The organism is Corallococcus sp. NCSPR001, assembly GCF_017309135.1.
In the GTDB taxonomy this organism is placed as follows: domain Bacteria; phylum Myxococcota; class Myxococcia; order Myxococcales; family Myxococcaceae; genus Corallococcus.
The window spans coordinates 7559168-7576247 of sequence record NZ_JAFIMS010000002.1 but is presented as its reverse complement, the minus strand read 5'-3'; the positions used below and the strand labels follow the sequence as shown (position 1 = coordinate 7576247).

At 68.7% G+C, this 17080-nt stretch carries 25 protein-coding genes, 2 tRNA genes and 1 pseudogene; 8 read left to right on the top strand and 20 right to left on the bottom strand.

Annotated features, from left to right (window positions below; all coding sequences use genetic code 11):
* Positions 1-142: 142 nt before the first annotated feature.
* From JYJ93_RS32175 to JYJ93_RS32165, 3 genes are all read left to right on the top strand, one after another.
* Positions 143-391 (top strand): hypothetical protein, encoded by a 249-nt coding sequence (locus JYJ93_RS32175; protein ID WP_206798375.1) that lies wholly within the window; start codon positions 143-145, stop codon positions 389-391.
* Between the two features lie 137 nt (positions 392-528).
* On the top strand, positions 529-1383 hold the full coding sequence (locus JYJ93_RS32170; protein WP_206798374.1) for a toll/interleukin-1 receptor domain-containing protein: 855 nt from the start codon (positions 529-531) through the stop codon (positions 1381-1383).
* Positions 1384-1545: 162 nt separating this feature from the next.
* Positions 1546-1995 (top strand): hypothetical protein, encoded by a 450-nt coding sequence (locus JYJ93_RS32165; RefSeq protein ID WP_206798373.1) that lies wholly within the window; start codon positions 1546-1548, stop codon positions 1993-1995.
* A 45-nt stretch (positions 1996-2040) separates the two neighbouring features.
* Here JYJ93_RS32165 and JYJ93_RS32160 read toward each other — a convergent pair whose 3' ends face one another.
* Complete coding sequence (locus JYJ93_RS32160) at positions 2041-2295, bottom strand: hypothetical protein (protein WP_206798372.1); 255 nt, start codon at positions 2293-2295, stop codon at positions 2041-2043.
* Between the two features lie 228 nt (positions 2296-2523).
* On the opposite strand from JYJ93_RS32160, the gene JYJ93_RS32155 reads away from it, so the two are divergent.
* The gene (locus JYJ93_RS32155) at positions 2524-2817 is read left to right on the top strand and encodes a hypothetical protein (protein WP_206798371.1); all 294 of its coding nucleotides are present in this window, start codon (positions 2524-2526) and stop codon (positions 2815-2817) included.
* A gap of 61 nt (positions 2818-2878) precedes the next feature.
* Here JYJ93_RS32155 and JYJ93_RS32150 read toward each other — a convergent pair whose 3' ends face one another.
* The 13 genes and pseudogenes from JYJ93_RS32150 to JYJ93_RS32090 form a co-directional block, all read right to left on the bottom strand.
* The gene (locus JYJ93_RS32150; RefSeq protein WP_206798370.1) at positions 2879-3073 is read right to left on the bottom strand and encodes a hypothetical protein; all 195 of its coding nucleotides are present in this window, start codon (positions 3071-3073) and stop codon (positions 2879-2881) included.
* Between the two features lie 31 nt (positions 3074-3104).
* Positions 3105-3377, bottom strand: coding sequence for a hypothetical protein (locus JYJ93_RS32145; protein WP_206798369.1), 273 nt, complete (start codon positions 3375-3377; stop codon positions 3105-3107).
* A gap of 66 nt (positions 3378-3443) precedes the next feature.
* A complete protein-coding gene (locus tag JYJ93_RS32140; protein ID WP_206798368.1) occupies positions 3444-3653 on the bottom strand; it encodes a hypothetical protein in 210 nt (69 codons plus the stop codon).
* Between the two features lie 64 nt (positions 3654-3717).
* On the bottom strand, positions 3718-3981 hold the full coding sequence (locus JYJ93_RS32135; RefSeq protein ID WP_206798367.1) for a hypothetical protein: 264 nt from the start codon (positions 3979-3981) through the stop codon (positions 3718-3720).
* 101 nt (positions 3982-4082) lie between these two features.
* Positions 4083-4865 carry a BRO family protein gene (locus JYJ93_RS32130; RefSeq protein ID WP_206798366.1) on the bottom strand — a complete coding sequence of 261 codons (783 nt, stop codon included), beginning with the start codon at positions 4863-4865 and terminating at the stop codon, positions 4083-4085.
* 377 nt (positions 4866-5242) lie between these two features.
* A complete protein-coding gene (locus JYJ93_RS32125) occupies positions 5243-5878 on the bottom strand; it encodes a hypothetical protein (protein WP_206798365.1) in 636 nt (211 codons plus the stop codon).
* 763 nt (positions 5879-6641) lie between these two features.
* A pseudogene (locus JYJ93_RS40880) lies at positions 6642-7082 on the bottom strand (hypothetical protein); the annotation flags it as partial.
* A gap of 626 nt (positions 7083-7708) precedes the next feature.
* Complete coding sequence (locus JYJ93_RS32115) at positions 7709-9475, bottom strand: amidohydrolase family protein (protein ID WP_206798363.1); 1767 nt, start codon at positions 9473-9475, stop codon at positions 7709-7711.
* Positions 9476-9842: 367 nt separating this feature from the next.
* Entirely contained in the window at positions 9843-10379 is a 537-nt protein-coding gene (locus tag JYJ93_RS32110) for a hypothetical protein (RefSeq protein WP_206798362.1), read from the bottom strand.
* A 1-nt stretch (position 10380) separates the two neighbouring features.
* Complete coding sequence (locus JYJ93_RS32105; protein ID WP_206798361.1) at positions 10381-11400, bottom strand: hypothetical protein; 1020 nt, start codon at positions 11398-11400, stop codon at positions 10381-10383.
* 56 nt (positions 11401-11456) lie between these two features.
* Positions 11457-11795: a hypothetical protein gene (locus JYJ93_RS32100; RefSeq protein ID WP_206798360.1), complete on the bottom strand. Its 339-nt coding sequence runs from the start codon at positions 11793-11795 to the stop codon at positions 11457-11459.
* The gene (locus JYJ93_RS32095) at positions 11792-12052 is read right to left on the bottom strand and encodes a hypothetical protein (protein ID WP_206798359.1); all 261 of its coding nucleotides are present in this window, start codon (positions 12050-12052) and stop codon (positions 11792-11794) included. The genes JYJ93_RS32100 and JYJ93_RS32095 overlap by 4 nt, the downstream gene beginning before the upstream one ends.
* 48 nt (positions 12053-12100) lie before the next feature.
* Entirely contained in the window at positions 12101-12316 is a 216-nt protein-coding gene (locus tag JYJ93_RS32090; protein ID WP_206798358.1) for a hypothetical protein, read from the bottom strand.
* Between the two features lie 228 nt (positions 12317-12544).
* Here JYJ93_RS32090 and JYJ93_RS32085 point away from each other — a divergent pair, with 228 nt between their 5' ends.
* The 4 genes from JYJ93_RS32085 (at position 12545) to JYJ93_RS32070 (ending at position 14696) form a co-directional block, all read left to right on the top strand.
* On the top strand, positions 12545-12928 hold the full coding sequence (locus JYJ93_RS32085) for a hypothetical protein (RefSeq protein ID WP_206798357.1): 384 nt from the start codon (positions 12545-12547) through the stop codon (positions 12926-12928).
* On the top strand, positions 12928-13098 hold the full coding sequence (locus tag JYJ93_RS32080) for a hypothetical protein (protein ID WP_206798356.1): 171 nt from the start codon (positions 12928-12930) through the stop codon (positions 13096-13098). Before JYJ93_RS32085 ends, JYJ93_RS32080 begins: the two co-directional genes overlap by 1 nt.
* A gap of 3 nt (positions 13099-13101) precedes the next feature.
* Complete coding sequence (locus tag JYJ93_RS32075) at positions 13102-13674, top strand: sce7726 family protein (RefSeq protein ID WP_206798355.1); 573 nt, start codon at positions 13102-13104, stop codon at positions 13672-13674.
* A 683-nt stretch (positions 13675-14357) separates the two neighbouring features.
* Positions 14358-14696, top strand: coding sequence for a helix-turn-helix domain-containing protein (locus tag JYJ93_RS32070; protein ID WP_206798354.1), 339 nt, complete (start codon positions 14358-14360; stop codon positions 14694-14696).
* 3 nt (positions 14697-14699) lie between these two features.
* Here JYJ93_RS32070 and JYJ93_RS32065 read toward each other — a convergent pair whose 3' ends face one another.
* The 6 genes from JYJ93_RS32065 to JYJ93_RS32040 form a co-directional block, all read right to left on the bottom strand.
* Positions 14700-14987: a hypothetical protein gene (locus JYJ93_RS32065; protein WP_206798353.1), complete on the bottom strand. Its 288-nt coding sequence runs from the start codon at positions 14985-14987 to the stop codon at positions 14700-14702.
* A gap of 93 nt (positions 14988-15080) precedes the next feature.
* Positions 15081-15284, bottom strand: coding sequence for a hypothetical protein (locus tag JYJ93_RS32060; protein WP_206798352.1), 204 nt, complete (start codon positions 15282-15284; stop codon positions 15081-15083).
* Entirely contained in the window at positions 15285-15515 is a 231-nt protein-coding gene (locus JYJ93_RS32055) for a hypothetical protein (RefSeq protein ID WP_206798351.1), read from the bottom strand. It lies immediately after the preceding gene.
* Positions 15516-15901: 386 nt separating this feature from the next.
* Positions 15902-15978: transfer RNA gene (locus tag JYJ93_RS32050), tRNA-Asp, on the bottom strand.
* 12 nt (positions 15979-15990) lie between these two features.
* A tRNA-Val gene (locus tag JYJ93_RS32045) sits at positions 15991-16062 on the bottom strand.
* Positions 16063-16446: 384 nt separating this feature from the next.
* Complete coding sequence (locus tag JYJ93_RS32040; protein ID WP_206798350.1) at positions 16447-16944, bottom strand: Spy/CpxP family protein refolding chaperone; 498 nt, start codon at positions 16942-16944, stop codon at positions 16447-16449.
* Positions 16945-17080: the final 136 nt, after the last annotated feature.

Sequence of the window (17080 nt, the reverse complement as noted above, 5' to 3'; positions counted from 1 at the left end):
AGGACAGGCCATCGAACAGGCGCGACTCCACTTCGACATAACTTGTAGCCACAAAGTAGCGACACGTCAAGGCGACATTAAGTGGCGTTGCAGCGCGGATATGCTGGGCGTAACCTCTCAGTGATGCCACCCTGGAGTGCATATGCCGCTGTTCGATGACGAATCCGCCGAGCAGGTGTCCGCGATCTCCATCCGCCTGCCGGTGAGCTTGTGGGCGCGAATCGACGCCATCGCCCAACGTGAGACGGCGCAGCGGAAGGCGGCCGGAAAGAAGCCTGCCGTCATCTCTAGGAACGCCCTCGTGGGGCGCTTCCTGGAACTGGCGTGCGACGACTACGAGAAGCGCGAGGGGCCGCCAGAGGACGCCGCCCGGGAGAAGAAGAAGCGGTAGGCGAACACCTACACGTAGGCCAGTACCACCTCCGATGTGTCCATCGGGTCGCCCGCGGCGACCTTCACATGACACCGGGATCCGGCTACTAGTGGCGTCTCGCGCCGACTCCTAGCTGCACCTACAGGACTTCAGACATGGACCTCTACGACACTTTGTTGACTCAATACGCGGACTTGGTCAGTAAAAACCACCAACATCGCGTCCACACATGGCCCGTCTTGTCTGGCTGTAACAGAATGGCAGGTGGGGCCGGCCAATTTCTAATCGTGGTCTTCCGCCACACTGGCAACACCGCACTAATAACAAGCGACAATATGTCTGAAATGCTTGTCAGGCAGGCAACTCAGAACACAGCGATAACGGACGGGAATAAGGAAGCAATGCGTCAGGTCATCCGGCGCTCGCTTTTGCTGAATCCAAGCGACCTTGTCCTCTTGATTAAGTCACCACGCCCGGTGCCTGCCGACATCAAAGGTCAACCACTCACAATCAATGCCCAGGCCGTAGCCGATGAACTCAAGCAAGCGCTTCGCTACCACGAACAGATACTTGGATTGCTGCCAATGAAAATATTCCTTAGTCACAAAGGCGTCGACAAAGAGATGGTTCGGGACTTCAAGTCGACGTTATTGCTCTTAGGTTTCTCGCCTTGGCTCGACGAAGATGCGATGCCCGCTGGAACTTCACTCGAGCGAGGAATCCTGAAGGGGTTCGAGGATTCGTGCGCGGCAGTGTTTTTCGTTACGCCAAATTTTGTCGACGAGAAGTTTCTTGCGACAGAAGTCGATTATGCAATCCAACAGAAGCGGGCGAAGGGGGACGCCTTCTCGATCATCACCCTTGTCTTCAAGGACAGCACGAGCCGGGGCACCGTTCCGCAACTGTTGAGACCCTATGTCTGGAAAGAGCCGTCGACTCAGCTCCAGGGTCTGCGGGAAATACTCGTGGCCCTGCCAATTCAGGTTGGAGAAGTTCGCCTGAAGGCCTGACGGCTTGTGGACTGTGCGGCAGCGCCGCCACGCCGCTGCCCACGGTTTCAGCCGGTGGCTCGGCGCCGCATCTTCCAGTGCCTCACGTGGAGGCACGTGGGGTAGTGGCACGCCCGGGAGAAGAAGAAGCGGTAGGACGCGGCCGAGAGGGGTGGACGTCACATGAGCAAGGAGGCCGAGATCGCCGCGAAGCTTGCGGCGATGATGGAGAGGGTCATCACCGACGCATGGAATGGCCAGAAGTCATGGGTCTCCATCGTCGACGAGATGATGAAGGAGCTCGCGCCCCATCTGCGGAGTGAGGCGCGAACACGGGGCGAGCTTGCCATCCTGGAAATTGAAGTGCGCCATGAGGTCACGAGGCAACTGGTGACCGAGACGCGGACAAGGCTCGCAACGGCGCCCGGCGACGTACTGCCCAGCGTGAGACAGCGCGTAGAGGCGGAGATCAAGAACCTGGAGCGCCACGAGGACTACCTCGCGGCGCTGCTCCGGCACACTGAATCGCTGGCGGAGACGAGGAGCAGCCGGTGGGTGCCACGGGCCGCCCTCATCATTGCGTGCGCGTCGCTGCTCTGGCAGATCATCGCGGCGCTGTGGAAGCTGAAGTAACTGCGCGCGGTCCGCCCGGCGCAGGGGTGGGTCGCGGCGCCGGCATCAGCCCTCGCCAAGTTTCTTCTTGATGAGCCGGCTCAGAGACGGCTTGTCCCACAAGTCGGCCGAAATTCTTTCGCTTTTGGCATCTGCGGCGCCCATCGTGATGGCGACTGTCTCATGCAGCGTGTAGCCGGGGATGCTCGAACTCCCACCGATTTCTCGCCTCTCCACGAACATCTTGGGGTCGAGGACGTAGCCGGACCGCACCAGCGCGAAGTACTGCAAGTAGAGGCCGTACAGATGGTCATCATTCATGGTGTCCCCCATGCCCGGCACGTCGTGGGCGCCGTGGGCAGAGCACCACCGTATGGCAGCTGCTGGTGGCCTGTCAGCCTCCCCGTTCGGGGGATGGACGCGGGCGGAGCTGACCGGTCGGAATGAGGTCGTGTCCAGAGAACGTCAGTCCTGGCTGGTAGCCTCTCGGGTGCACCCCGGCACAACGGGGCGCGGTGGTCGATGCCACCTATGAAAGGACACCCAGCCATGTCGAACGAGTCGCAGATGAAGGAAAACCGGCAAGAGTGGCTCCGTCGCGCCAGGGATGAGCTACGCGCGGACCTGGAGCTCTGCCGGCGCCTGGAGAGCGACCCGAAGGTTCCGGGTGGGCCGGACGCCCTCGCTGTTGCTCGCGTTGTAGCGGGCCTGAGCGTGCAGGAATACCTGATGGCGGCCCGGAGCGTCGGCATTGAACTCCCCACGGCGGAGGAGCGGGTGAAGGAGATTGAACGGGAGACGGCCGCCCAGGTGCACATCTCGCAACTCATGTCTAAGCGCTGACGCCCCCGTCTGAACTTTGTCCACGGCACGCAGGATTCTCGGGATATGCGCAAGCTCCCCGTCACGCGGCCGCGCGAGCCTGCTGGTCCGCGAGCACCAGCAGGGCCTGAGCCTCCGCCGCCTGGTGCTCCTCCCGGGCAGCCGCCAGCCGCGTCCGGGCCTCCGGACTCCCGTCCAGCCCGCGCATCGCGTCCTGCAGCTCCAGCTCCGCTTCACCCAGGCGCTGCGCCAGCGCCACCCGCTCCGTCGTCGTCATGGCGGGCGCGGAGAGCAGGAGGCGTGCCGACCTACCCCTGTGGCTGTCGGGCTCCGGGGAGCGCCAGCTCAAGCAACACGTCCCACGACACGCGGCGCAGGTAGAGCTGAGCGTCGGTAATGCCCTCCGGGGTGTGCCGCATCAGCACCACCTCGTAGTCCGCGCTGGCGCCGTCCGAGTCCCGTCCGAGGTGGACAACCTCTCCAACCACTGGGACGCGCGACATCACCCGGATGTTGGTAAAGGAGTGAAACCCAGGCTGCCCGTCCAGGGACGGGGTGATGAACATGTCGACGCGTGCCATGCCGTCCTCGCTCTCCTGGCGCACCATAGCGGACCACGTCCGCCAGGTGGCGAGCGTCGCGCCTGGCTACAGCGGCGCCGCCCAGTCCTCCGGCGGGAGTCCGCGCACGTCCGTCTGAGCCTCGCGGTCCGCCTCCCGGAGCGCGTCGTCCACCAGGTGGGCCACGCGCTCGACGTTGGCCGGAAGCTGGCCGCCAGCCTCCAGCGCCTCTGCGTGCAGGCTCGCCGCGGCGGCGGTGAGGTGCAGCTTTACGACGGGCATCCGGCTGGTGCGCATGGGCTCCCTCCTCGGCGGAAGGTGACCATGCGCACGCGGTGCCGCAACGGCAAGAGAGGTGATGCTAGCCGACACGACGGCGGTGCTTCTTAGCCTCGGAAGCCATGTACTCGGCGATCTCCAAAGCAGTTGCGACGTAGTCCGCCCGCGAAGGCGGTCCGCGCTGTGAATTGAGGTCGTTGCCAGTGCGGCGCACCATCTGGCCATTGCTCGCCAGGAGCCCCTGCAACGCGTGCGCAGCGAAGAGGTCGAACGGCGTGATGCCTTCGGGCCGCGAAGGCGAGGGCGGCGTGGCGGCAGAATCAGTCGGAGCAGCTTCATCGGACATTGGCAATCCCCTGTGAACGTGCGCGGCTCAATGCCTTGCACTCGCGCTGGCGTACTACCAGGGTCCCGACGGCGCCAATTCCTGGCACCAGGGGCTCCCATTCAGGCGGCGATGGTGTCAGTAGGCCGCAAGAGGCCGCGCACCGCAGGCTTCCACAGCGGCTGAAGGCCGGAGTGGCCGCGCCGGGTAAAGGGCACCATCTCGCCCCACTTCGCGCCCGCCTCGGTGAGGACCCACGCCTTGCGGTCCCCGTGCTCGGAGCGAACCTGGAAGCCGAGTTCGGCAAGGCGCTTGTTCACCTTCTGGGGCAACATGCCCAGCGGCTCGCCCAACTCCGTCGGGTTGATGAGCGCAGGCCCAATCTCACCCGCCGGCAGCAGTTGCCGGTAGGGCTCCATGGTCAACCCGGTGTCCGTATGGATGGCGGCGAGGGCCACGGACGTGATGAGCCCCGTCTTGACGCCCGGGAGCTTCGCCAGGTGCTCCGCGATGGCGAAATGGGCGACCACCTGCTCCTGGGGCCTCGACAGCCCGGGCCGGGCTACGGACACGGGCTGGGCGCTCGGCAGCGAGTAGGAGCCCGTCGCCATGATGGAGGGCACCACCTGCTCAGCCACCCACATCTGGAAGGGCAGCGCCTTCGGCTTGTCGCTGCGTCCGAGGAAGAAGTACAGGCCCTGCTCGGTGAGCGTGGGCATCTCCTTCGTGCCCGAGGTGGTCAGAACGGATCTGACCACCCTCCACTTCTCCGGGACGTGGGCGATGGCCGCACTGCCATTCCACACGTAGCCGAGCGCCTCGGCCACGTCCTTGGCGACGAAGAGGGGCCTTCCGTCCTCGCCCACCACGGTGCGGACCTGCTGTTGAGGCTCGAACTCGAACACCTGGACACTGCTTGGTTTGCACGTTGCCGACACGGGTACCTCCGCGAAGCACTGCTGACTGCACGGCGCCACCCGCGCCGCTGGGGTGAACCACTCCTGGTGAAGCGTGGGATGTCCTACCCAGCTTCACTGAACACCTGCATCCCTAGGGGCAGATGGGGACCGCGTCCAATTTTCAGCCGACCCCACATCTTGGGGTCTCGCCAATCAGGGCCTACGACTTGTGCCTCTGCATCAGCCTCGCCCAGCCCTGTCGCAGCGCCAAAAAATCGGCACGGGCTTGGACATTCACAGCGGCAGGCAGGCGACCTCAGAGGTTGGAGCTCGAAGCCGGTTCGCCCGCCGCCTTCCTCGGGGGCTGGGGCTTCAACGGGTCGTCAGCCAGGAACAGCGCCTCCCTCGGACTCCCACGTCTCAAGCGCCGGGCGCCGGAGCGCAGCAAGCAGTGCGGCGTGGTCGCGCACCTGCACGAGATAGTCACCAGCGGGCCACTCGTAGCGGACCGTGCTCTTGCATCCCGGGACACGCATCCACACCGTGGCCGTGCCAGTGGTGACGACCGTGCTCGTCACCTCGGCGCTCGGCAACGCCTGACGCATGTCCGCGAGGGCCGCCTCCCTGGTGAGGTGCCGCTCGGCACGCTCGCGGACGGCCGCCGCGCGACACCCCTCCGAGCACCAGACGTCCTGCCCGTGCGTCACCGGCGGTGCCCACTCCTCCTCGTGTCCCGACTCCTCCTCGGCAGCTTCGGCGCAGCGCCAGCAGCCCTCGCCGTCCACCTCGTGGTTGCAGTAGCTGCACTCGAAGCGCCAGCCGATGTCGAGCAGAGCCTGGGCGGGCACCGGGCCGGGGGCGTGCGCGTCGAGGCGGGGCTCGCGCCGCGCCTTCGCGTCGCGAGCATCGAGTCCTTCCTTCCGCGCGCCACGCACGCGGGCCCGCGCTTCGGAGCGCTCGAACACCACCTCGTGGTGCTCGTCGTCCAGTTCCACCACCCATGCCACGAGCTCAGCCACGGGGCGCCTCCTCCCCGGGCAGCGGGAGGTCTCGAATCAGCTCGTGCGCGAAGCGGGCGTCCAGGAGTCCGTACTGGTGCGGCACCTGAGCCGCCCGCTCGCGCATGTCCTCCGCCCCGAGGCGCGCAGCGTCGCGCACGGCCTTCACCATCGCGCTCCCGGCCAGGTGCTGGAGGAAGGTCACGCCCTGCCACACGTCGACGAGGCTGTTGTGCACGAGGGCGATGCGGTCCTTGGCGGGCTCCGGCAGGTCGTGCCGGTCCATCACGTCCGACAGCGCCGCCTTGCACGCCTGAGCCATCAGCACGACGTCCTGGTAGCTGAGGGCGTCGGGCGGCTTGCGCATGCCCAGCGCGCCCTGGATGAGGGCGGCGTGACGGGCGGTGAGGATCTTCACGGCCTCGCTCCCCTCGTCGCCATCGGGGACGGGCAGCTCCTCGAAGACGGCGCGGAGGACGGCCACGGCCGCGCCCTGCTCGGGGGTGGTGACGCGGAGCGCGCTCCAGACGCGCACCACCGCACGGCGCACGGACTCCGGGACGCCGCAGGCGTCACACCGCGCGCGGCACCACTCGCACTGGCCCTCGCCCGCGCAGGTGCACCGCCCGGAGGGGTGCAGCATCGCGTCCACCTCGGAGGCCACGAGGCGGCCCGTGGGCGTCAGCTCGTGGCCCAGCTTCGCGAGGCTGGCGTCGATGCGCTGGGGCAGGGTGGGGCGGCCCTCCTGCGCGCGGCGGAGCACCCGGGACACGTCCGCCGGCACCCAGCCCTCGGGCTTGATGACTTTCCCGTCGGCACGCCGCACCGGGCGCCCGTCGGGCCCCAGCTTGCGCATGTTGGCCGGGTGGATTTCCTCGGTCACCGCGGCGAGCAGCGGCAGGCCGAACTGCGCCGCGCGCCCGCTCACCACGTACTGGGCGTCGCCGAGTTCGTGGAGCATCTGGACCAGGTCCGGCCCGGGGCTGTCCGGGTCCACCTCCACCACGTAGTCGCCCACATCCAGGCGGGCGCGCACGTGCAGCCCCATCGCGCGCAGGAATTCCAGCGTCTCCTCCAGCAGGAGCTTCCCCGCGAGCACGCGCTCCTCGACGGTGCCGACGTCAGGCACGTGGCGCACCGGCAGGTCCATCGCCTCGTGGAACCCCGTCACCCGGGCCACGTAGGGGTCGGACTCCGGCAGGCGCACGTCGAGGGCGGAGAGCATCCGGTGCACGGGCAACGTGTAAGCCCCGCTTACAGGTTCAGGAGGCGAACCATCCGGAACGGCCGGAGAGTTCGTGGCGGGCCGGGCGGCGAGGGCAGCGCGAGCGCGCTCTTGCACGGCACCCAGGCGCATGGCGGAGAACAGACCCTGGCTGCCGTCCACCGCCATGTACTCGGTGAGAATGGCGCGCAGCTCCTCCACCTGCGCGCGGTGGGCGTCGCGCTCGGCGACCCGTGCGTTTCCGATGCGGAAAGCCGTCGCGCGCTGGGCCTCCTTCAGGCCCAGCTGCTTCTCCAGGTCCGCCACCTGGGCTTGCAACTCGCCAATGCGCTGTTCCTTCTCGACATTGCGCGCCACCAGCCCCGCCACTTTCGCGCCCTCCAGCGCGGCCCCGCGAAGGTGGGTGAGTGCATCCCATGGAGAAGAATTCCCACGCTCTACTTTGAAAGTGGCGGCGATGAGGCTTTGCCACCGCTCCACATCCGCTTCCGTGTACTTCGTGGTGTCCGTGCACGTCGTCATCTGGCACCTCTGCCGTCGAGGAGCGCGCCGTCGTGACGACGCGCGGGAAGAGGGCGGGCGGCCCGCGCAGCGCCGCCCGCTTCGAAGTCAGGGGAGGGGAGCGGCTACGGCGTGGCCGGGGCCAGCGTGCCGTCCGAGTACACGACCTTGCCGTCGGAGACAGTCACCAGGGGGCGCGTGGCCGCAATCTGCTCCGGCGCCACCGCGTAGGGGTCCTGGTTGAGGATGAGCAGGTTGGCCCTGGCACCCACCTTCAGCGCGCCCACGCCCCTCATCGCGCGGAGCTCGGCCGTCATCCTCGTCTGCGAGCGCCAGTAGGTGGCGAAGTCGACGCGCTCGGCCGGGTTGCGGTGCGTCGCCGCGCGGCCCGCCTGTGCGAATGGCGACTCGGGCGCGAGGAAGCGGTCGCCGCCGTAGCCGATGGTGAGTCCCGCCCGGTACAGCGAGGCCAGCGGCTGGGACTGCGCGACGATGGCCGCTGGGTAGCGGAGCTGGATGACGGGGTACAGGTCGAAGTGCGGCGTGTTGAGGACCACGGCCATGCCGGCGGCACCGAGCGCGGCCACCTGCTCCGGTGAAATCAGGTCCACATGCTCGAAGGTGACGACGTCGCGGAAGGCCTCAAGCGAGCCACCCACCGCCACCATGCGGCGCATCACCTGGCCGATGGCGCCGCGTCCCGCCGCGTGCAGCACCAACCGCCGGTGGGCCTTGTCGGCGAGCACCCACGCGAGGTCGCGGTCCAGCTGCGCGTCCGTCAGGTTGTAGTTGCCCCACCAGGGCAGGGTGTGGACGGGCAGCGTCTCCGGATTGAGGTACGCGAGCGCCGGGTCGCGGTCGCCGTGCTCGTCGGTGTTGGCGAAGCCGTCAGCGAAGGCGCCGTCGATGAAGCGCTTGAGGATGGTGATGCCGTCCGCGTTCGGCTTGCAGTTGGCCAGCTCGCCCGGGTCCGTGGGTAGGCAGGCGCTGACGATGGCCTGGGGCTCGGCCGTCGCCGCGCGCACCTGCTCGGCGACGACGACGGAGTCCACGAAGTTGATGTCCGTCGTGCGGCAGTAGCCCTGGGCAAAGGCCGCGGACGTGAAGGCGTTGAGCTGACCGACCTTCACCTCGAAGGGAATGAAGGCGGCGACGAAGCGGAAGAAAGGCACCTGCGCGCCCTGTTCGTGAGCGTGCCCATCCAGCCGTCCGGCGGCGTCGCGCCCGAAGCGCCCGCCTTCAGGGTCGGGGGAGTTCGGGTTGAATCCCACCAGCGTCGCCGCCGTCCAGTTGTGCAGGGCTCCATGCCCGTCCACGTCGAAGAGGTAGACGAAGAAGCCCGGTGCCGCCGCCTCCAGCGCGTCCGCGACGTTGATGCCCGAAGCGTTTATGCCCGGGTGGATGGTGAAGAGGGTGAGGCCGACGATGGGCAGGCGCGCGGGCACCGGCTGCCCGGCGTCCTGGGCGGCCTTCTCCGCTGCGAGCACCTCCGCCGCGCGGGTGCGCACCGCCGCGAGCAGCTCGGTGAAGTCCTGCCAGGGCGCCACCTGGCCCGGCACCGGGGACACCAGCATCTGGGGCAGAAAGGGCAGGTCCTCGTGCTCGTGTCCGCTCACCGCGCAGTCCTCCGCGGGGCGGCCCTGGGCGTCGATGACGGCAGTGTCGTGGTTGATGCGGTCGGCGACGCTGCCCGGCGGGCCCATCGCGAGGACCTCGCCGGAGTCCCCGAAGGCGAAGTCAGTGAGGACGCCTGGCGCGGCCTTGTCCTCGCGGTACAGCGCGTTGAGGACGACGCTCTTGGCGGGGACCGGCGGGGCAGGCTGAGGTTCGGCGCTGCTGCAGGCCGCGAGGCACACGAGTGCCAGCGCGGCGAGACGCTGAAGGAAAGACATACGGCTCCTATGGGTGTGAGGGTGCTACGTGCTGCTGCGCTGGCGGGCGACCTCGAGTCGCCACTGCCGGGCCCACGCCCACGCCGCGGTCCTGCTGGTGCTGCGTGAAAGGCTCGGCGCGGACAGGTGGGGGTGTGCCCGTCCGCCCCGAGCGGGCGCGCGACATCCGCGCCTCGAAAGGCCCGGCCCCACAATGGGACCGGGTTGCAACCTCGTGCGCTAAGAGATCGGCCCGGGCCCGTATGCAGCAGTCCGGAACGCACGGTGTTGCGTAAAGGCCCGGCGGCACGATGCCGCCGGGGTGCTTCGCCTGCGTGGTGTGGACGTGTTCGGCACGCCCGGGATGTCCCGGCACGCAGGCTCAGCGTCACCACAACTTCCTCCAGTAGATGCCCTCGTCGACGGGCAGCCCCGTCACCTTCGACTGCCGCTCCAGCTCCGCCTTGAGCGCCGCCTCGACCTTCACCAGCTCCGCCTCCGACTCGACGCGCAGGTAGCCGCGGTAGAGCGCACGAACCTGTTTCACGCTCAGCCCCAGCACCGTCGCCGCGCCTTCGAACTCCAGCCGCGAGGCATCCAACGCCGCGCGGAACTCCATCACCGGCTTCGCGATGCTCGACTCCGACACCACCAGGCGCGGCCTCTCTGCCACCACGCAGGCCGGCGCGCCCGCCTCCAGCTTCGCGAGAAGGTTCGGCCATTCCCGCGCGAGGAAGTTCCTCCGCACCACCACCCGCAGTGGATAGACGTCACCGTGTGGCGACTTCTCCGGCTCCCGCGACTCCGTGGCGACGGCCGTGGGCAGCCACATGTCCCCCTCCACCGGTAGCGCGTAGAGCGCGGCCTTCGCCGACCGGCGGCGACACCTCGCCCACAGCGTGATGGTGGCAGGAGGACAGGGCACGTCAGCCTCCCGCCCCCGGCTCGGGCGCCGGCTGAGCCTTCTTCGCCGGCTCGATGCCCAGGCGCTTCACGGCCGCCTGCAGGGCGTCCGCCGCCGCGCGCTTGAGCGGCTCCGTCGGCAGCTTCCGTGCGCGCGCGCTCAGGGCCTTCACCTCGTCCGCCGTCCGCGCCTGCTCCGCCTCCGCGACGATGGCGGCGGCCACATCCTCCGGGCCGCCCGGCGTGGGCTTCGCGGCGGGAGCTTCGGCCGTCGGCTTCCCCGTGCGCGACGTCTCGGCTGGCGACGAACGACGTTCGCCCTTCGCCTGCTTCTGCGTCCCGGGCGGTGGCTCAAGGTCTTCCGGCGGCGCGTCGCCCCCGAAGTCCTCGACGTCCTGGGTGAACATGTCCGAACACCGCGCGAGGGCGATGGAGGCGTCCACCAGGGCGCGCTTCTTCGTCATCTTGAGGACGGTGTTGGCCATGTCCGGCAAGTCCGGGTTCTCGACGCGCCCCACCTGCTGCCCGGTGATGGACGTGTCGTCGGCGTTGAACTTCGCGCCGCACCCGTCCTTCTTCTTGAAGCACAGCCAGCCGCCGCCGTACTCGGCTTTGCCCTGGATGATGGCCTCCTTGCCGCACCCCGGGCACTTCCGCGCCGCGTTGCGCCACCGGTATCGGGACTCGTAGCTGTTGGCGCTGCCGAAGCCCTCCGCCACCACCGCGTCCGCGTCGCGGGAGAAGATGCGGCAGCGGAACACGTAGTTGAAGAAGCCGCGCTCGAAGTCCTGCGTGGACTGCTTCTCCATGAGGGTGAACTTCGGCGTACAGCGGAAGAGGGTGACGAGCTTCTCCGCGCCGGGCTTGAGTAGCGTGGGCTTCGGCGTGCCCGGGATGACCCCGAAGTCCGTGCCCGCGACCATCTGTCCCTTCACATACTCAGCCAGAAGCTTCCGCTGCTCCGCCTCGTACTTGAGGACGTCGCGGGTGATGAGGGCGCGCGGCGCCGGAGCGTCAGGGACGACGATGGCAGTGGCTTCCATGGGTGCGACTCCAAAGGTTTGAAGTTTCTGTCCTACGTATCAGGCCGGTCTGACTGTCAGGCCGCGACCAGCGCGCGCTTCCGCGCCCACCACAGCTCGCACTCGACATCGGAGCGGAGCATCAGCTCTTCCAGGTTCAGCGCCGCGAGCCGCGTCCGCGCCGCCGTGTACGTCGTCTGCTCCTCGCGCCACCGCCGGTCCATCGCGGGGGTGCCGTCGGGCGCCAGCTGCTCGATGGCGTCCTCGGCCGCGCGCATCACCTCCGCCTCGACTGCCTGGGCGCGCTCGATGCGCTCCAGTTCGAAACGCAGGTGAGGCACGTCCACTTCCGGGCGGCAGTAGCCCGCGCCGCGGAGGGTCTCCAACACGAAGAGCACCTCGCGCAGCGGCTTCAAGTCGGCCTCCGGAAGCCCTGGCAGCCACACCAGCAACGCCCGGCGCCCTTCTCTCCGTGCTGCTTGAGCAGGTGACCACAGCGGCACTTCGCGTCGGGGCTCAGCGCGGCCAGGTCCAGCGGCACGGCATCGAGCGCCTCCCGGGTGGCGTCGGGCCCGCGGCGACGCAGCTCGCGGTCCACCCGCGCCCAGTTGCCCGCGCGGGCCTGCGCCATCAACTCCGCCGGAGTGAGCTTCGTCAGGTCAATTGCAGGCATGGTCGCCTCGGGAGGCGGGGCCCGTCCTGGCACCCCGCCTCGTCTCGGTTAGTGGTCGAAGTGGCGCGGCCTGGAGACGAACTCCATCCGGACGCTGCCACCAAACTCATCCGCCGCGCTCTTCGCCTGCTTCTCGCTCGGGAAGCGATAGGGATTGGTCGGGTCGTTGCCGAGGAAGAACACGCCGTTGCGCTCGTCGAACTGCACCACTTGCACCTTCGACGGCCCGGCGCCCTCCACGATGAAGCACGTCAGATTCAGCATGGTCATTACCCCCTGTGCTGCGTGTGTCTGTCCTGCGGTGCTGCACCTGCCGGCGTCCTCGCTGGCCACCCAGCTCGCGCCCGCCCACGACCTCTCCCCGCCAGGGGCCCCGTCCGTCCGCCTTTGATTTACGAAAGGTAAACCACTTCTTGCGGCAAATGCAAGAGTTGGTTTACCTTTCGTTAACGTTGACCGGATGGACCGGCGACGCCTACATGTGAGGTGCGGATGAGCGCGGGAGCGGTGGCGATGGCGCAGATGCCGGTGAAGGGTCCCCGGGTGACGGCGGCGTTCAAGGCCGACCCGGAACTACTGAAGCGCGTGCAAGAGGTTGTGGACGAGGAGCAGCGCCGCCGGAAGGACGGCGACGAGGAGGTGACGCAGAGCAAGGCGACGGAGTTCCTCGTCGCGCTGGGGCTCGACATCTACTGGGCTCGCCATGACCTGGGGCAGGACATGCTCGCGCAGCTCCACCTGCACGCCATCGACCTGGCCCGGGCGGCCGGCAGCGCTGAGCCCGACACGCGCGCCGCGCTGACCGACGTGCTGCGGCGCGGCCTCGCGTCCATCGCTCCGCCGCCCGCGAAGCCCACCAAGAAGGGTGGCCGGTGATGAGCGCGCCGCGCTCGCTGAAGGCGGCCCGGCACCGTCTCCGCCCGCGCAGCCTCGTGCGCGGCGACGCGCCGTGCTGCGTCCACGCCGAGCAAGTGGTGTGCAGCTGCCGCAACGCCTGGGCCTGCGAGCACCACGGCGAGACGCACCCGCCGCACCACGAGGACTGACGCGTGGCCTGCACTGCCCGGGACCGAGACATCCGCCCCGCCCTGCGTCAGCGGGTGACGGAGGCGGCCCCGGGCGGGCGTGTGGTTGATGAACTCGGCCTGTGCCACGGGTACGTGCGCGTGGACGTGGCGTCCATCTCCGCGGACTGCCTCCACGGGTACGAGCTCAAGGCGGACCGGGACACGCTCTCCCGGCTGCCGACGCAGGCGGAGCACTACGGCGCGGTGATGGACCGATGCACCCTCGTCACCGGCGGCGCCCACCTCCAGGAGGCGCTGCAGGTGGTGCCGCCCTGGTGGGGTGTCCTCCGCGTCGAGGTGGACCTGTTCGGCCTGCGCTTCGAGCAGCTGCGCGAGGCGAGGGTGAACCCGGCACCGGATCCGCTGGCCACCTGCCGACTGCTCTGGCGCGACGAAGCGCTCGCGTTCCTCGAGGAGTTGGGCGCGGCCCGGGGCGTTCGCGGGAAGCCGCGCGACGCGCTGTACGCGCGCCTCGTCGAAGTCGCGCCCGTTGATCAGCTCCGGGCCCACGTGCGCCAGGTGCTACTGAAGCGCGAGGATTGGCGCGCCTCTTGACAGTTCCGTAGAACCGGCGCACCTTGCTTTTCGAAGTTCGTCGTACTCGCTGGGGCTTCGGCCCAGGTAAGCAGCGGGACTCCACCACCTCCGGTTCGACCGGAACCCATTAGAGCCACAACCCGCGAGGCATACCCGTGCGACGGGGTGCAGCCCGGGAGGTGGCTCCGGCACCGCGCCCGCCGTCTTACCTCGTCGGGCGAGGGTGCCGTCTTTCGGGGTGGCCCATGCAGCGCACAATGACGAGCCGCGAAGCAGTCCACGCAGGCACCGCGTGCGCGCATGGGGCCGCCGATGTTTCAGCAATCCCTCGCACCGGCCGCCGAGTGGTACGCGCCAGCGCTCGCGGTGTGGTCGCGCGCCGCGTCGCGTGTCGCGCAATCCCAGACAGGTTCGATGGTCGCGCGCTCCCGCTGACGTCCGAGCGCGGAAGGCCGAGCAACTCCGGCCGTGGTTGCTCGGAATCCAACGTGCGCCCGGTGGCGAAGCGAGGATGCAAGCGAAAAGTGCGGGCAATCGCTTGCAAGCAAAATCGTCGTGAGATACTGATGTTTCAAGCAGCCTCCGGGGGTGAGTATCCGAGGCTGTGCTCCCCAACGACGTCATCTGCGGTCCGCAGCGAGTCGTGTTTCCTTTTGGCATCGATACTGCACATGCATTCAGACGCCCGACAGGAGGGAGCGGTGAGCGCGAGCAGCGAGCACGGTGGGGAGTTGGAGGCGCTGGTGAGGCGGATGGTGCTCAGCACGCTGCGCGAGCTCGGCATCGCCGCGGCACCGGCGAGCGCCGACGAGGACGAGTTGCTCTCGCAAGCTGAAGCCGCCGCGCTCGCGCGGTGCTCGGTGAGCACCATCCGCGAGTGGCAGCGCCGGGGCATCCTGAAGCGCTACGGCCAGGGCCGCGCGTCGCTGGTGAAGCGCAGCGAGTTGTTCGCGCCGAAGGCCCAGGCCGCCCGCGCGAGCGATAAGGCGGAGCTGGACGCGAAGGCCGAGGCCATCCTGAAGGGAGGGCGCCGTGGGTAACATCTACCGCCGCGGAGACTCTGCCTTCTGGTGGTTGGACTTCCGAGACGCCGCCGGCACGCGCGTGCTCCGCTCCAGCAAAACGACCGACGAAGTCGAGGCGCGGAAGCTGCTCGCTGCCGTCGAGAAGAAGGTGGCGGCGGAGAAGGTGCAGGGCCTGGGCGCTTCCGGTCCGGTGACGGTGGCCGCGTACGCGGCGAAGTGGCTCGCCGGACGCGAGGCCCGCGGCGTCGCCAGCGTCATCGACGACAAGGGGCGCCTCGCCCACGTGCTGCCGTACCTGGGCGACATGGAACTCTCGACGGTGCGCCACGTCCACGTCCGGGACGCCATGTCCCGCGTGATGGCCGGTGGCGAGCTGGCGCCGCGCACGGTGCGCCATGTCTACGCGGTGCTGCGGACGATGTTCGCGGACGCGGTGGTGGAAGACATGGTGACGGAGTCGCCGTGCAAGCTGCGCGAGCGCCGCGGCGAACTGCCCGCCGTCCAGGACGCGGACCCGCGGTGGCGCGACTCCGCCATCTTCTCACGCGACGAGGTGGTGGCGCTCACCACGGACAAGCGGCTGCCGCTGATCCGGCGCGTCACCTACGCGCTCGCCTTCATCGCGGCGACGCGCTTCGGCGAGACGGCCGCGCTCACATGGGCGGACTGGGACGGGACGTCAGGCCCGCTGGGCAAGCTCTGGGTGACGAAGAGCTTCGAGCACCGCGAGGACCAGGTGAAGTCCACGAAGACGGACGTGGCTCGGCAGATGCCGGTGCACCCCTGGTTGAGCGCCATCCTCGCGGAGTGGAAGGCGAATGGCTGGGCGCGCACGTTCGCGCGGACTCCGCGGGCCGAGGACCTCATCGTCCCGTCGCCCACCGGCATGCATCAGCGCCCGCAGCACGCCCTCCGCCGGCTGCACCGCGACTGCGTGACGCTCGGGCTGCGCATCCGCCGGATGCATGACGCCCGCCGCACCTTCATCTCCCTGGCGCGCGCTGACGGCGCCCGGGAGGACTTGCTGGCCTGGGTGACGCACGGCCGCAGGCCCGGAATCATGGCCGCGTACACGACGCCACCGTGGGCGGCCCTCTGTGCCGAAGTGGCGAAGCTGAAGCTCCAACCGCTGGGGGACACGATGAGCTGCTACGGTGATGCTACGGAGGGAACGGGCAAAAAAAATCCCCTGCAAACCCGAGGGCTTGCAGGGGACATAGTGGCGAGGAGTACGGGACTTGAACCCGTGGCCTCCGGCGTGACAGGCCGGCGTTCTAACCAACTGAACTAACTCCCCACAAAAATCTCATGGGCGGAACAGGGATTGAACCTGTGACCATCGCCTTGTAAGGGCGCCGCTCTACCGCTGAGCTATCCGCCCCTGCGCGGCCCCGCCGTGACTCAGTGAGGCGGCTTGTACCGTCCTCATCCGCCCCCGTCAAGCATCTGTTTTCGGGGGCCCTGAATCACGCTCCGCTCCCTCGGTGGGGAGCGGATCCGGCGGGCGCGGATCCGCCTGCTACCCGGCCCGCACCTTCCACCGCCGCACGCGGCGGCGGGAGCGGGGAATCATCACCACGGCGCCCACCAGCAGGGCCACCGGCACGAACACCAACATCGTCTGCATCATCGCCTCCATGCCCCGAAACATACGGAGGCCGTCTGACATCCTGACGGGGAGTTCGTGACTTTCAGGAAACGACATTTCAAGCCGCCGGGTTTCCGGCCGTCCTGGCGAGCAGGCGGCCGGACTGGCGGTGAGGGGCTATTCGCCTCGGGGAGGACCGCCCCGGCCGCCATGGCCCGGGCCGTGGGCGCGACGCTCCGACTCCAGGAGCGTGCGGGCCTGGGTCTTCTGCGCGTCCGTCAACACCTGCTCGGCCTCCTGGTACGCCGCCAGGCCGTTGGCGCGGAGCTGCTCGAAGAGGCCGCGGGCCTGCTCGTGGCGGGCCTGGTCCTGGGCGGACGGCGCGGCCTGGGTGTTCCGGTCGGGCGGCGCGGACGGACGCAGGGCCTCCAGGGACTGCTTCACGGGCGCGTTCTTCGCGTCGAGCGCCGTTTGAATCCGGGTCAGGCTCGCGGCCTGGGCGTCGGTGAGGGCCAGGTCCTGGCGGTGGTCGATGAGCAGTTGCACGGGCGACTTGCGCTCGAACGGCGGCGGCCGGCGCGCGCCCTGGGACGCGTCCTGCGTGTCGTGGGTGGTGGAGCCGGCGAAGGTGGGAGCGGCGAACAGCAGGCCCAGCATGAACAGATGGCGCTTCATGGTGTTGGGTGCCTCCAGATGGCGCGTGATGACCGCACCCGGAGAGCCCATGGCCTGCTGGCACGGAGGACACCGTGAGGGACTCATGGGAGGGGTTTGTCCCCCATGGCGTCCCGTGCCGTTCAGGCCCGGGGCT

Bases quoted from the DNA above. Each gene is read 5' to 3' on its own strand.
- JYJ93_RS32175 (WP_206798375.1), top strand. From the start codon at position 143: ATGCCGCTGTTCGATGACGAATCCGCCGAGCAGGTGTCCGCGATCTCC.
- JYJ93_RS32170 (WP_206798374.1), top strand. From the start codon at position 529: ATGGACCTCTACGACACTTTGTTGACTCAATACGCGGACTTGGTCAGT.
- JYJ93_RS32165 (WP_206798373.1), top strand. From the start codon at position 1,546: ATGAGCAAGGAGGCCGAGATCGCCGCGAAGCTTGCGGCGATGATGGAG.
- JYJ93_RS32160 (WP_206798372.1), bottom strand. From the start codon at position 2,295: ATGAATGATGACCATCTGTACGGCCTCTACTTGCAGTACTTCGCGCTG.
- JYJ93_RS32155 (WP_206798371.1), top strand. From the start codon at position 2,524: ATGTCGAACGAGTCGCAGATGAAGGAAAACCGGCAAGAGTGGCTCCGT.
- JYJ93_RS32150 (WP_206798370.1), bottom strand. From the start codon at position 3,073: ATGACGACGACGGAGCGGGTGGCGCTGGCGCAGCGCCTGGGTGAAGCG.
- JYJ93_RS32145 (WP_206798369.1), bottom strand. From the start codon at position 3,377: ATGGCACGCGTCGACATGTTCATCACCCCGTCCCTGGACGGGCAGCCT.
- JYJ93_RS32140 (WP_206798368.1), bottom strand. From the start codon at position 3,653: ATGCGCACCAGCCGGATGCCCGTCGTAAAGCTGCACCTCACCGCCGCC.
- JYJ93_RS32135 (WP_206798367.1), bottom strand. From the start codon at position 3,981: ATGTCCGATGAAGCTGCTCCGACTGATTCTGCCGCCACGCCGCCCTCG.
- JYJ93_RS32115 (WP_206798363.1), bottom strand. From the start codon at position 9,475: ATGTCTTTCCTTCAGCGTCTCGCCGCGCTGGCACTCGTGTGCCTCGCG.
- JYJ93_RS32105 (WP_206798361.1), bottom strand. From the start codon at position 11,400: ATGGAAGCCACTGCCATCGTCGTCCCTGACGCTCCGGCGCCGCGCGCC.
- JYJ93_RS32095 (WP_206798359.1), bottom strand. From the start codon at position 12,052: ATGCCTGCAATTGACCTGACGAAGCTCACTCCGGCGGAGTTGATGGCG.
- JYJ93_RS32090 (WP_206798358.1), bottom strand. From the start codon at position 12,316: ATGCTGAATCTGACGTGCTTCATCGTGGAGGGCGCCGGGCCGTCGAAG.
- JYJ93_RS32085 (WP_206798357.1), top strand. From the start codon at position 12,545: ATGAGCGCGGGAGCGGTGGCGATGGCGCAGATGCCGGTGAAGGGTCCC.
- JYJ93_RS32080 (WP_206798356.1), top strand. From the start codon at position 12,928: ATGAGCGCGCCGCGCTCGCTGAAGGCGGCCCGGCACCGTCTCCGCCCG.
- JYJ93_RS32065 (WP_206798353.1), bottom strand. From the start codon at position 14,987: ATGTCGCCCAGGTACGGCAGCACGTGGGCGAGGCGCCCCTTGTCGTCG.
- JYJ93_RS32040 (WP_206798350.1), bottom strand. From the start codon at position 16,944: ATGAAGCGCCATCTGTTCATGCTGGGCCTGCTGTTCGCCGCTCCCACC.